Source organism: Mycobacterium sp. IDUB_24, assembly GCF_055419385.1.
On record NZ_JBVAXO010000006.1, the window covers coordinates 51,256 to 64,426 of the forward strand.

A 13,171-nucleotide genomic window follows, 5' to 3' on the forward strand; every position below is an offset into this window, starting at 1 on the left:
CGCAGCTGGTCAGTGCGGAAGCATGTCGTGCCAGTTCGCCGTATCCGTCTGCGTCGTCAGGTTGCTCTGGCGATAGACCAAACCATCGGTACCGACGTAGCGTCCGGTGCGCGGATCGTACTTGGCGACAGCGACGGAGCTGCTACCTGGGACAGCATCACCGGAGAATGCGGCCGGCGCCGCGGGTGCACCGGCGTTCGGGCCCGGGGGCGGCAGGGGGGCGCCGTCCAATGGTCCGTAGAGGTTTTCGTCCGGCTTGACCCTTGAGTCGGGCGGAACGCCCTGGGAGATCAGGTTGGGGTCGAGGGGATACGCCCCGAGTACATGCTGCCGCATCGCGAGGGGCATGTACGGCTTGTCGCTTTCGCAGATCTCCACCGTCGGAGCTCGTTTGCCGGGCTTGCCCATGCACTGGTTATTGCGGACACCGCGAACGGCGACAGGTGAGTCCTGCGGCAACTTGCAGTACAAATTGTCCGGTGTATCGATATCCGACGTGTCATCGGGTGATCGCCAGGACGAGGGCGGCAGAAAGCCCACCGTGCATGCCGATGGATCACCACTCATCAGGGAAAAGGACCCCAACGAGTTGCCGGTCGGATTGTTCATCCCCGAAATCGAAGCGAATCCGCCGACATAGGGCGGGAGCAGGACCAGCAGCTGCCTGAGCGCAGGGTTGTAGGTGACGCCGACCTGACCCATCGTGGTCATGTTGGCCAGTAGCACCGGCAAGGTCGGCTTGAGCTGGTTGAGCAGCCGAGAAGCCTCTTCGGCAGTGTCGGCACCGGTGCTGAGCACGGTCCGTAGATGGGCATCGTTGTCCACCACGTGCTGGGTCACCGCGTTCAGACTCCGTGCCCACGTGCGCAGCGCCTCAGTGCTTTTCGCTTGTGAATCGAGCAGCGGTGCTGTGTCGTCGATCAGCGTTCCCATGCGATCCGCCGCGCCGTTGGATTCGGCGGCGATTCGGGACCCGGAGTCGAGCAGAGAGGCGAAGTCGTAACCGGCTCCGTTGAATGCGCGAAACGATTCGTCGAGTAGGTCGGACAGTTTGTCCTTCGGCACGCTGGCCACGAGCGAGCTGAGTTGATCGAGCATGGGCCCGACCCTTTGCGGGACGGTGGTGTCGGCACTCTTGATCAGCGAGCCGTCCGCGAGAAACGGCGGGCCACCCGCCCGGGGAACCAGATCGACATACTGCTCCCCGACGGCCGACACACTGCGCACATTGGCTGCCACATCTGCAGGAATCTGTGGTGAAGAATCCAACGAGAGCACAGCGGTGGCACCGGTTGCGGTTGGCTCGACGCTGGAGACCTTCCCGATCTGCACCCCGCGATAGGTGACATTGCTGAATCTGTAGAGCCCACCCGTTGCCGGCAGCTCGACGGTGACGGTGATGCGACCGATGCCCAGCCACGTGAGCGCTCCCATGTACACGAAAGCCATTGCCGCCATCCCGATGACGGACGTGATCGTGAACACGATGAGCTGCGTGCGGATGAAGCGAGTCAACATCAGTTCGCCCCTGGCGTCGGTGTAGGGGATTGCGCGTAGGGGCCGGCGAAGATTGGCGGCTGTTGGCCGGGCTGCTGTGTCACGGCGGGCGACGGCGGCGGTGCGATGGGTAGGAGCGGTTGGTCCGCCGGCACGGGTGCCGCTACCCCCGGAGCGGATTCCGCCGGTGGCGGATTCACGCCGACGCTCAGCGGTTCATAGCTGTAATTGAGGTGGACCGGATCACCTGGCGCGGGCACCAAGGTAGCGTTCGGATCTCCCCATCGCGTCCCGGCGAACAATGACCGCTTCAGTCGGGGGATCGTCAAGTCGATACTGGCGAAGATGTTCATGTAGTCGCCACGGAGCCCCCTGTCGATCAGGTTCTGTGGAAGGGGGAACGTCGGCAGATAGGCCAGGATGGTGTCCAGCTGTGGACCGATGTCGGCGAAGGCCTTGATCGTGGGTTCGAGGTTGGACAGGTTGCGGACCATGTCGTCTTGCGTCGTGCGAACGAGTTCGGTCGAGACATCGCTGAACTGGCCGAGCTTTTGGAACGCGGTGACGATTCGTGCTCGCTCTCGTAGGAGGACGTCAAGGGCCGGCGGAATCTTGTGGAGTGCGTCGGCGATGTCGTCCTTGTGCGTCGCGAGGGTACTGGTCAACCGGTTGAGGTTCTGAATGGCGACGATAATTCGATCCCGCTGGGAATCAACGGTTCCCACGAACGTGTCCAGTCGTGTGAGCAGCTGCCGGATGTCCGATTCGTGGCCGGACAGGGCGGTGGTGGCGCTGTGGATGATCTCACCGATCTGTCCGAGTCCGCCGGCGTTGATGACGACGGAGAGTGCGGACAGGGTCTGCTCGGTCGACGGGTACGTCGAAGACTGATTCAGTGTGACAGTCGAGCCTGGTTGGAGGTGGCCGCTGGGTGCTTCGCCCAGCGGAGGGTCGAGCGCCAAGTGCATCGACCCCAGCAAGCTGGTTTGTCCGATCGTGGCCACCGCGTTGGCCGGCACGGCGATCTCGGGTTTTATGCGTACCTCGACATTGGCATGCCAATTCTCGACGCTGAGCCGGCCCACGCTTCCCACGACCACGTCATTGATCATGACCGGTGAATTCTGTTCCAGAGTGGCGACATTGGCGATCTGAACGTGGTAGACGGCGTTCGGTGAACTGCTCGCGACTGCGCCGGGCAGTGGCAGGGAGTTGACACCGCTGAACCCACAAGAGGTACTGGTGATCGCGACGCACAACCCTGCGGCCGCGACGTTTCGGACTGCGCGCGTGATCACGATGGGGGTGCCCCTTCGGCAGGCGGTGGTGGTGCGTCACCAGTTGGTGCGGCGCTTTCAGCAGGTAGCAGGAGTTGAGGGAGTGACGGTGTCGTCGCATCGCCGGGTGGCGGGCTGGCACCAACCCCGGTGTATGCCGACACGGCCGGCGGTATCTCTGGAGGCACGGGCGCGCCGCCGGTTCCGCCCGGCGCCAGTGCGGGATCGGTGTAGACCACCTTGTCGGGAGTGACCGACGACTGCAGGTAGGGATTGATCGGTGGGCCCGGCAAGGAGTTGAAGTTGAGCAATGACAATGCCGGACCGAGGTATTGCCGGCAGAGCTTGGCCGTCTCGGGTGCGGTGACATTGCTGACGGCCCCGAGTGAGCTACAGATGAATGCGATGGGGTTCGAGAAGTTCGCGACGGTAAACGTACCCACCGCACCTGGGAGATTCGGGTTGAGAATGTTGTAGGCGTTCGCGAATGCCGTTGGCGCTACGTGCAGTATGTTTTCGAGGTCTGAACGATGTTCGGCCAGAACAGAAGTGACATTGGCCAAGCGCTGCACCTGCTCCGCGGTCTTGTCACGGGTGCCTGCGACGAAGCGTTGCACCTCGCCGACGGCGACCGCCAGCTGCGACATCGCGGCGTCGAGATCGCCTTTGCTGTCGTCGAGTACCGTACTGAACGTTGCGAGGTGGTTCTGAAACAGCACGAGTTCGTCACTGCTGTTTCGGAGCGCGGTCACGAAGGTCTGCAAGTTTTCTATCGTGGCGACGACATCCCCGCTGCCATCGGCCAGAATGCGTCCTAGTTGCGACAGTTGGGCGAACGTCTGCCGGAGCTTCTCACCGTTTCCGTCCATCGCATTGGCCGCGCTGTCGATGAACTTCCCCATCGAACTGCTGGACAACGAACTCTTCGGGCCGAGTTCTGTGGCCAGTCTGGACAATTGAGTTTTTACCTCGTCCCATTCGATGGGGACTGCGGTTCGCTCCAGCGGGATGTTCCCGCCGCCGATCAATCGCGGCTCGCCGGCTCGGTAGAGAGGTGCGAGTTGAACATAGCGGGCTGACACCAGATTCTGGGCAACGATCACCGCCTTCGCGTCCTTCGGTACGCGCACGCCGTGGTCGACTTCCAGCGTGACGGCGACGTGGTCGGGTTGCGCCGTGATGGCGCCGATCGTGCCAACCTTCACCCCGGCGATGCGCACCTCGTCGCCGGGATACAGGCTGGCAGCCGAGGAGAAGTCGGCTGTGATCGTCTGCGGTTTGAAGTACGTCTGACGAGCCAGCAGCGCACAACTCGAAACGAGAAGCCCGGCCAGCACAGCGACGAGAACTATTCGTGACCGCTTTGTCGTGCTCATCGCGAACCGCCCGGAATGCCGTTGCGGACCGGGGGGAACAGTGCGCGCGGCATGTTCGGATCGCCTGCCCGGAAGCCGAACGCATAGTCCATGAACGGCTGGAGGAACTGCGGTGGAACCAGATTCGGGACGTAGGCGCTGTAATACGGACCATTTGCCACGGATTCACTGGTGGACATCTGGAACTTCTTCAACCCGGGGAGTGCTTTGGACAAGTTGTCACGGTTCTTCTCCAACATTGCCGTCACGGCGTTGAGCCGATCGAGTGTCGGTGCGAGCTCGGCCTCGTTGTCGGCAACCAAGCCGGTGAGATTCTTGGCGACAGCGGCCGTGTTGGCGAGTAGTTCACCGATGGCGTCTCGGCGCTGTACCAACACCGCCAGGAGGTCATTTCCGTTGAGGATCAGCGTGTTCACCTGCCGGCTGCGGTCGGCGAGTATCCGGGAGACATCGCCGGCGTTCTTCAACAGTTCAGTCAGGGAAGCGCTGCGGCTGTTCAATGACCGAGACAACTTGCTGAGCCCGTCGAATGTCGGACCCAGTTGCGGTGCGACCTGGTCGAGTGTGGCCGACAACGTGTCCAGCGACTGATTGAGCGTGTCTGTGTCCGTCGCGGCGACGTTCGTGGTCAGGTCGTTGACGGCTTCGGTCAGTGAATACGGCGAACCTGTCCGCGACAGCGGTATCACGTCTCCGGAACGCATTCTGTTGTGGCCGGCCGGTTCCAGAGTGAGGACCCGCGCACCGAGCAGGGAGCCGGTCCTGATGTGTGCCGTGGTCTGCTCGCCCAGTCGCACCTTGCCGTCAACGGTCAACGTCGCCACGGCGCCCCGGTCTCCCAGAGCGACCCGGGTCACGCTGCCCACCGTCATGCCCGAGACCTTCACTTCGTTACCCGACGTCAGTCCACCCGCCTCTGCGAACTCGGCGGTATAGACCAGGTGGGTGGCCAGTGAGAGGAGTCGCTCGGGCTGAAGTCCCACGGAGACAATCAGAATTACGAGCACTATCCCGATGAACCCTGCTCGACGCAGGTCGGTGTTGCGGTACTTGAGCATCAGGGCTCCGCGCACCTTCCGTCTTTTTGTTTGACCCAGGGCAGCACTGCGGTGCGCCCCTGCAAATCGGTGACCCGCACGGTGATGCCGCACAGGTAGTAGTTCACAAAGCTTCCGTAGGAGCCCATCCTTGCGAGCTTGCGGTAGTTCTCCGGAGCCCGTTGCAGCGAGGCGTCGAGCAGCCCCTTGTCCTGGTCGAGAAGCGGTGCGAGACGATTGAGCTGATCCACTGTGCCCGCCAGCGGTGGACGCGCGTTGGTCAGTAACTCGGCAATGGACGCGGTGCCGTTGCTCAGAGATGTGATGGCGGATCCGATGGTGTCGCGGTCAGCCGCCAGCTCGGTGGTCAGGCGTTCGAAGCGATCGAGGGCGCCGGAGAACCTGTCACCCTCGTGACCCAGGTTGGCAAGGACCTTGTCGAGATTGTCTACGAGTTGTTCGAGTGCTTCGTTGTTGTCGGCCAAGCTATTCGAGAAGGAGGACGTCCTCGTCAGCAGCGATTGAAGTGTGTCGCCCTGGCCTTGGAAGATCTGGAGCAGTGCGGTGGTGAGCGCGTTGACATCGGCGGGGTCCAGTCCGCGGATCACCGGTTTGAGTCCGCCCACGAGCAGATCGAGATCGAGCGCGGGCTGGGTGCGCTCCATGGGGAGTTGCGTGCCGCGGGGAACCACCCGGGTGGACCCGGGTCCGTCGATCAGCTCCAAATAGCGATCGCCGACGAGGTTGAGATAACGGATTGCCAGTCGCGTTCCGGTCGTGAGGACGACGTCGGTGTCGGTGTCGAATGACACGAGGATCGTGTTGTCGGTCTGCAACGTCACATCTTTGACGGTGCCCACCCGCACACCCGCCACGCGCACCGAATCGCCGGGCTCCAGGCTCGACGAATCGCTGAACACCGCGGAGTACGCAGCGGTCGATCCACTGCGAAACTCTCCGAAGGTAAGAAAAATAGCAGCGGTCACAGTCGCTGTGACGACGACGAAGATGCCGAACTTGATCGAAGTTCCGGTCGCGCTCATCCGGGTTGCCCGTACTGCGCGACATTGCGGGGCGGCCCGTCGATCGGACCGTACAGGATCTGCTTGAGGAGATCGGAGTTCAGCAGGGGCCCGACGTTGCCGTACTTGTACGGATTGGTTCCGACGTCGGCAACGACCTTGGGTGGGAACTGGCCGAATTGGACCGGCAGTTGCCCGTTGCATTGCGGGCCCCCCGACGCGGCAACCTTGGGCAGGTCCTGCGGGTAGCGATAGCGCTCGAGGCCGAGACTGAATGCGGCGAGGTCGGTGACCCCGGGATTCGGCCCTGGCGGGCGGAGTGCGAACTGCAGAACTCCGGTGAGGCCGCAGTTCAAGGCCTCGTGGTACTCGTTGGTCAGGTCGGTCGTCGGCGCCAGGAGGTGCATGACGTTGGTAAGCGGCTCCCGATTGGTGCCGATGACGTCGTTGCCGATGTCGGCCAGTCCGATGCTCGTGACAAGGAACCGGTCGAGATCACCTTGTCGCTCGTCCAAGGTCTGACTGATCCGGGTGGCGTTCTTGACGAGACCCATCAGGTCAGGCGCGGCGTCGGCGTACGCGGCGGAGACGTCGGGCAGTGTCTGTAGGTCAGCGCTCAGCTGGGGCAGGCTCGGTTCGATTGTGCCCAGAAACGCATTGAAATCGGTCAGGGTGTGCCCGAACGTCTCGCCGCGCCCACTGAATGCCGTGGAGACAGCCCCCAACGTTTCGTTGAGTTTTGCCGGATCGATGTGGGCCAGAACGGAGTTGAGCTGTTCGAAGATCGTGTTCACCTCGACGGTCACGTGCCGCGAATCAAGCGTCTGGCCGCCGCGGAGATGGGTTGCCGATGGGTTCGTAGGTGGGCGGAACTCAACTGACTTGGCTCCGAAGACGGTCGTCGAGCCGATCTCGACGAGTACGTTCTCCGGCACGATGGACATCCGGTCGGGCTGAATCGCCAGCTGTAGTTCAGCCTGCCCGTCGGGTGTCTCCTTGATGTGCGTGACCATGCCGATCTGGGCGCCGTGGAGTTTGACCTTCGCACCGGGGTTCATCAGGAGCCCGGCGCGATCGGAGATCACAGTCACCGGCACCGTCTTGGTGAAGTCGCCCCTGAACTGGATGACGGCGGCGGCTAGGACCACGACGATCGCGAGTACTGCGCAAAGTCCGACGATGGGCCGTATATAGCTCCTGGCACCGAAGTCGCGGCCTGGTGAGGCGGCAACCGGTCGCGCGGAAGTGGCCGCGCTCCACGGGGACTTCTTCGGCGCCGAGCTCATCTGGCGGCCCGTCTCGGAACCCAGCTGCATGTTGCGGGGGCTTCGGATCGAAGCTGCCAAACCTCAGCGACGGTCAAGCGGGCCCCCTAGGATGCTGTGATGCAAATCTCATGCTTGTAGCAGCAAGAACGCTACACGTGAGATATGAGAACCTCAAGATGGCTAGAACAAGTGCATAGGTATTGCTCGAGATAGAATGACGTTCTACAGTCAACTGGTGGTTTTTGGCCAAGATTGCCGACAGGCGGCGGCGAGTCGGTATCGCCTCGCCGGCCCGACTGAGGGAGCTGGCTGCTGGGCACTCGTCCGATTGATGGCGACCCGCCCGCGAGTCGGTCGGCAGGACCTCCCAACGCCGCTACTGGCGCGATGCGTTTCTCGACAACACGAGTATTTCGCTCTTGTGAAATAAGAACTATCTTCTACCGATACCAGCGAAATTAGGAGCTGTGTTGACAATCCTCTCGGAGCGGCGCACTTACGTCGCAGGTCAGTGGGTGACCGGCGACGACGTGGTCCGCGTGGAGAACCCCGCAGATGAAACCCACGTCGGAGACGTCACTGCCACCCCGATCGGAGAGGTCGAACGCGCCATCGTCGAAGCGCGACGCAGCTTCGACGAAGGGGCGTGGGCCGACCTGCCCGCCTCGAGTCGGGCCGCCGCACTGCACGCCTTCGTCGACTACATCGAAGCCAACCGTGAGGTCCTGGTTCCCACGCTGGTGGCCGAAGCCGGTCAGCCAACGGCTTTCGCCGAGCGGACCCAGGTCGGCAGTGGTGTCGCGCTGGCACGCCAGACCATCGATCTGTATCTGTCGATGACACACGAGCAGGCCAGCCCGGTTCCGGTCGATGACCTGGTGAACGCACGGGTCGCGCTCAGCATCCGCCGGCACGAGCCGGTAGGCGTCGTCTCGGCGATCACGCCGTACAACGCCGCGCTCCTCATGGGCTTTCAGAAGTTGATTCCGGCGTTGATGGCCGGCAACTCGATCATCCTGCGGCCCAGCCCGCTGACCCCGATCTCGTCGCTGATCTTCGGTGCCGCAGCCGATGCGGCCGGCCTGCCGCCCGGCGTACTGAGCATCGTCGTCGAGGAAGGTATCGCCGGGGCCGGTCTACTCACCAGCCACCCGGCGGTCGACATGGTCTCGTTCACGGGTTCCACCGTGGCCGGCCGCAGGATCATCGCCCAGTCGGCCCCGACCGTGAAGCGGCTGTCCATGGAGCTCGGCGGCAAATCCGCGCAGATATATCTACCGGACGCGGTCAGCCGTGCCGCCTTGGGCGCTCTCGCCGTCATCTATTACACGGCAGGTCAAGCTTGCGTGGCCGCCACGCGGATGCTCGTTCCCGAAGACCGCAAAGGTGAAGTGCTGGAAGCGGTCAGCGCTGCATACGGCTCACTGAAGGTCGGTGTGCCCACCGATCCGGCAGTCGCGATAGGCCCGCTGATCAGCGGTGCGCAGCGCGAGAAGTGTGAGCGGTACGTGCAGCTCGCCGAGGATCACGGTGGCAAGGTGTTCAGTGGCGGGGGCAGGCCGGCAGATCTCGACCGCGGCTACTATTTCGAGCCCACGGTGCTCGACTTGCCCAACAATGCCAATCCGGCTGCGCAGGAAGAGATCTTCGGTCCTGTGATCGGCGTGCTGGGCTACCGCGATCTGGATGAGGCGGTGGCGATCGCCAACGACAGCCCCTACGGCCTGTCGGGCCAGGTGTACGGCCAAGACGTCACGGCAGCGGTGGGCATCGCCAGGCGGTTGCGGACCGGGGCGGTCAACGTCAACACCACGGTCTTTTCCGCCTACGCGCCGAGCGGCGGATACAAACAGAGCGGGCTCGGCCGCGAACGAGGTCCCGACGGGATCCGCGAGTTTCAGGAAGTCAAACACATGTCGATTGGAGAGTTGGCCCGATGAGCAGCGCAACCACCGAAACAGACGGCACCACATACAATTTGGATTGGCTTATCTCGGTTGACGACCACATTCTCGAGCCGCCGAACCTGTGGGTCGACCGCGTCGCCACGAAGGACCGGGACCGCGCGCCCAACATGCAGACCGACGACAATGGCATGGACGTCTGGGTGTACGACGGCAAGAAGATGCCCAGTTCGGGTCTGAGTGCGGTGGTCGGCAAGTCCAAGGAAGAGTTCAGCCCAGAGCCGCTGAACTACGCGGAGATGCGCCCGGGGTGCTACGACGCAAAGGCGCGAGTCGAGGACATGGACCAGTCCGGCGTGCTTGCGTCGCTGTGTTTTCCGACCCTACCGCGGTTCTGCGGGCAGCTGTTCATGGAGGCCGGCGACCGCGAGTTCGGGTTCCAGTGCCTGCAGATCTACAACGACTGGCTCGTAGAGGAGTGGTGCGGTGCCGCACCAGGGCGCTACATCCCCCTGATGCTGATCCCGATGTGGGACCCGCAGCTGGCCGTCAAGGAGATGGAGCGGATGGCCGCCAGAGGCGTGACGTCCTTCGCATTCTCCGAGAACCCGGAGCCGTTGGGGCTACCCACGATTCACGATGCGGACCACTATTGGGAGCCCGTCATGGCCGCGGCCAACGAGCTCGGCATGGTCGCGAGCATGCACGTCGGCTCGTCGTCCACGCTGCCCAGGATCTGCAACGACGCCCCGTTCATGGCCAACCTCACCTGGGGCGCCTCGCGCACGTCGGGCACCATGCTGTCCTGGATCTTCAGCGGCCTCTTCCAACGCTATCCCAACCTGAAGATCGCCCTGTCGGAAGGCGAGATCGGTTGGGCGCCCTACTTCCTGGAGCGCGCCGAACAGGTGCTGGACAAGCAACGCTACTGGGTGAAACGGGGCACGAAGTTCATGGGCCACGCCGGCAACGAGGCCGACCTCGACACACTCGACATCCGGGAATCGTTCCGCAACCACATCTACGGCTGCATCATCGAAGATCGCCACGCGATGAAGAGCCTCGACGAAATCGGCGAGGACAACGTGATGTGCGAAACCGACTATCCGCATTCAGACTCGACGTGGCCGAACTGCATCGACGTCGCCCGCGACACGATGAAGGACCTTCCGGAGCACGTCCAGTACAAGTTGCTTCGCGGCAACGCCGAGCGGCTGTACCGGTTCACCCCGGCCGAGCCGCCCGTCCTGGCGAAGGTCTGATCCGATGACGGGCGTGCTGGAAGGCAGGAGCGCCGTTGTCACCGGCGCAGGCTCGGGCGTCGGTCGGGTCTCCGCGCTGAGGTTCGCGCAGGAGGGCGCCAAGGTGGTCGTCGCCGACATCAACATAGACAACGCCAAAGAGACTGTGTGCGAGATCGAATCGGCGGGCGGCTCCGCCATCGCGATCGAAGTCGACGTGGCGAACGAGCAGCAGGTTCAGGCATTGATCGCCGCCGCGGTCGACCAATACGGCAGGCTCGACATCCTGTTCAACAACGTCGGCATTCCGACACCGCGACTCGGACTCATCTTCGAGGAGCACACTTTCGAAGACTTCAACCGACTGGTCGCGGTGAACCTCGGCGGAGTCTTCCTCGGGTGCAAGCACGCGCTGCTGCAGTTCAAGGAACAGGGCGATGGTGGCGTCATCCTCAACACCGCTTCGGTAGCGGGACTGGTGGGTTGGGGCGGCACGGTCTACGGTGCCACCAAGGGCGGCGTCATCCAGCTCACCCGTGGAGTGGCCATCGAAGCCGCCCCGTTCGGCGTCCGCGTGAACGCGATCTGCCCGGCCGCGATGCCTGCGACCGGATTCATGGCAGCCGGCGGACTCGACGTCGACGGCGCCCAGCAAGAGCAGATCGCGGAAGTGGTCGGCCAGCAGCACCCGCTCGGTCGCGCCATCACGGCCGAGGACTGCGCCGAAGCCGCGCTGTACCTGGTCTCCGACGCGTCGCGTAACGTCACCGGCGTCGCGTTACCCATCGACGGTGGGTTCGTCGCCAAATGACGACCCCCACATTGGACCGCGACCGGTTGCGGGAATTGTTCGATCTACGAAGCTCGTACAACGAGTACACCGGCGGGACCTACCACGATGATCCGTACCCGATCTGGCATCAACTGCGCGAGCAGGGGCCGGTACTGCCCGGCATCCTGCACGAACTGACCGGATGCAGCGCGCCGTACTTCTTCCACGGACTGCCGTATCCGGACCGGCCCCACTTCACCGTCTTCGACTACGAAACCTGCATGGTCGCCTACCGCAATCCCGACGTCTTCAGCTCGTCGGCAGAGGTCGTTGACGTCAACGGTGGCCCGCTGGGCGTGACGAACAGCATGCTGTCCATGGGCGGTGCGCAGCACAAGCGGTACCGAGCTCTCGTACAGCCGTCGTTCCTCCCGGCGAATGGCAGGTGGTGGGCCCACAATTGGATCATCGAGACCGTCGACGTGCTCATCGACGGGATAGTCCAGGACGGCCGCGCCGAACTCAACGTCGACTTCTTTGCAGCCATCCCCCTGCTCACCATCACCGGCAGCTTCGGCGTGCCGATCGAGCAGGCCCTCGAAATCCGACAAGCCATCGGGCACGATCCACAACGGGTCGTTGACATGGTCAGGCCGATCGTCGTGGCGCGTCGCGAGCAACCGCAGGACGATTTGATCAGCATCTTGGTGAAGGCCGAGCTCACCGATGACGACGGCATCACCACCCGGCTCACAGATCGGGAGATCGACTCGTTCGTGCTGCTCTTGCTCGGCGCAGGCTCGGGCACCACATGGAAGCAGATGGGGACCACGTTCACCGCTTTGTTGCAGCGTCCGGACCTCCTCGAAGCGGTGCGTGTCGACCGGCAGCTGCTTCGCCCGGCCATCGAGGAGGCGCTCCGATGGATGCCCACCGATCCGATGTTCTCCCGCTGGGTGACGGCCGATACCGAACTGGCCGGCGTAAAGGTGCCTGCCGGGTCCGTGGTGCATCTAGCGGTGGGGGCCGCCAACCGCGACCCGTTGCGCTGGGACCGGCCGGACGAGTTCGATCTGAGCCGGAAGTTGAAGCCGTCGTTGGCATTTGGCCAGGGGTCCCACATTTGTCTGGGCATGCACGTGGCGCGGGCCGAGATGAACGTGGCGATTTCGGCACTGCTCGACCGACTGCCGAATCTACGGCTGGACCCCGATGCCGAACCGCCGAGTTTCGTCGGTATGTACGAGCGTGGTGCCACAGCGATACCTGTCCTGTTCGATGCTCCGTGAGGAAATGGTGATGCGACGATGACCAAACCCAAGTACAGCTCGCCCGATCTCACCCTCATCGGGCCCGAGCACATCAACCGCTACCGCGAGACCGACGGCGAGGTCGGCTACCTGTGGAACGGGGTCCCGACGCTGCTGCTCAGTACCACCGGACGGCACAGCGGCGTGACGCGGACCTCGGCGCTCATCTTTGCGCGCGACGGTGACGACTATCTGATCGTGGCCTCCTACGGCGGCGCTCCCCGGCACCCGGCCTGGTATCACAACCTGCGGGCTCATCCGGAGGCGGAGATCCAGGTGAAGGCCGAGCACATTGCGGTCACGGCCCGTACCGCCACGGCGGCCGAGAAACCCCGACTCTGGGGGGTCGTCACCGAGGCGTGGCCCAATTACGATGTGTACCAGACCCGTACGGATCGGGACATTCCGATTGTGGTGCTCACCCCGTCGTGACGGATACCGGACTCTCGTCGGGGGATTGGGTCGAA

The 13,171-nt window shown here is 63.4% G+C and carries 11 protein-coding genes; 5 read left to right on the plus strand and 6 right to left on the minus strand.

Going from position 1 to position 13,171, the window contains the following annotated elements:
* Nucleotides 1-9: 9 nt before the first annotated feature.
* The 6 genes from ACZYZF_RS20580 to ACZYZF_RS20605 are packed head-to-tail and all read right to left on the minus strand — an operon-like array spanning nt 10 to nt 7,495.
* Entirely contained in the window at nt 10-1,518 is a 1,509-nt protein-coding gene (locus ACZYZF_RS20580) for an MCE family protein (protein ID WP_463836665.1), read from the minus strand.
* Nucleotides 1,518-2,792: an MCE family protein gene (locus tag ACZYZF_RS20585; protein WP_463836861.1), complete on the minus strand. Its 1,275-nt coding sequence runs from the start codon at nt 2,790-2,792 to the stop codon at nt 1,518-1,520. The genes ACZYZF_RS20580 and ACZYZF_RS20585 overlap by 1 nt, the downstream gene beginning before the upstream one ends.
* Complete coding sequence (locus ACZYZF_RS20590; protein WP_463836666.1) at nt 2,792-4,150, minus strand: MCE family protein; 1,359 nt, start codon at nt 4,148-4,150, stop codon at nt 2,792-2,794. The genes ACZYZF_RS20585 and ACZYZF_RS20590 overlap by 1 nt, the downstream gene beginning before the upstream one ends.
* Complete coding sequence (locus ACZYZF_RS20595; protein ID WP_463836667.1) at nt 4,147-5,223, minus strand: MCE family protein; 1,077 nt, start codon at nt 5,221-5,223, stop codon at nt 4,147-4,149. Before ACZYZF_RS20595 ends, ACZYZF_RS20590 begins: the two co-directional genes overlap by 4 nt.
* Nucleotides 5,208-6,230: an MCE family protein gene (locus tag ACZYZF_RS20600; RefSeq protein WP_463836668.1), complete on the minus strand. Its 1,023-nt coding sequence runs from the start codon at nt 6,228-6,230 to the stop codon at nt 5,208-5,210. The genes ACZYZF_RS20595 and ACZYZF_RS20600 overlap by 16 nt, the downstream gene beginning before the upstream one ends.
* On the minus strand, nt 6,227-7,495 hold the full coding sequence (locus tag ACZYZF_RS20605) for an MCE family protein (RefSeq protein WP_463836862.1): 1,269 nt from the start codon (nt 7,493-7,495) through the stop codon (nt 6,227-6,229). The genes ACZYZF_RS20600 and ACZYZF_RS20605 overlap by 4 nt, the downstream gene beginning before the upstream one ends.
* A 449-nt stretch (nt 7,496-7,944) precedes the next feature.
* Between ACZYZF_RS20605 and ACZYZF_RS20610 the strand changes: the two genes are divergently transcribed.
* The 5 genes from ACZYZF_RS20610 to ACZYZF_RS20630 are packed head-to-tail and all read left to right on the plus strand — an operon-like array spanning nt 7,945 to nt 13,136.
* Entirely contained in the window at nt 7,945-9,417 is a 1,473-nt protein-coding gene (locus ACZYZF_RS20610) for an aldehyde dehydrogenase family protein (protein ID WP_463836669.1), read from the plus strand.
* Nucleotides 9,414-10,643: an amidohydrolase family protein gene (locus tag ACZYZF_RS20615; RefSeq protein ID WP_463836670.1), complete on the plus strand. Its 1,230-nt coding sequence runs from the start codon at nt 9,414-9,416 to the stop codon at nt 10,641-10,643. Before ACZYZF_RS20610 ends, ACZYZF_RS20615 begins: the two co-directional genes overlap by 4 nt.
* A gap of 4 nt (nt 10,644-10,647) precedes the next feature.
* The gene (locus ACZYZF_RS20620; RefSeq protein ID WP_463836671.1) at nt 10,648-11,433 is read left to right on the plus strand and encodes an SDR family NAD(P)-dependent oxidoreductase; all 786 of its coding nucleotides are present in this window, start codon (nt 10,648-10,650) and stop codon (nt 11,431-11,433) included.
* Nucleotides 11,430-12,683: a cytochrome P450 gene (locus ACZYZF_RS20625; RefSeq protein WP_463836672.1), complete on the plus strand. Its 1,254-nt coding sequence runs from the start codon at nt 11,430-11,432 to the stop codon at nt 12,681-12,683. The genes ACZYZF_RS20620 and ACZYZF_RS20625 overlap by 4 nt, the downstream gene beginning before the upstream one ends.
* Before the next feature lie 18 nt (nt 12,684-12,701).
* Nucleotides 12,702-13,136 carry a nitroreductase family deazaflavin-dependent oxidoreductase gene (locus ACZYZF_RS20630; RefSeq protein WP_463836673.1) on the plus strand — a complete coding sequence of 145 codons (435 nt, stop codon included), beginning with the start codon at nt 12,702-12,704 and terminating at the stop codon, nt 13,134-13,136.
* The last annotated feature ends 35 nt before the right edge of the window (nt 13,137-13,171 follow it).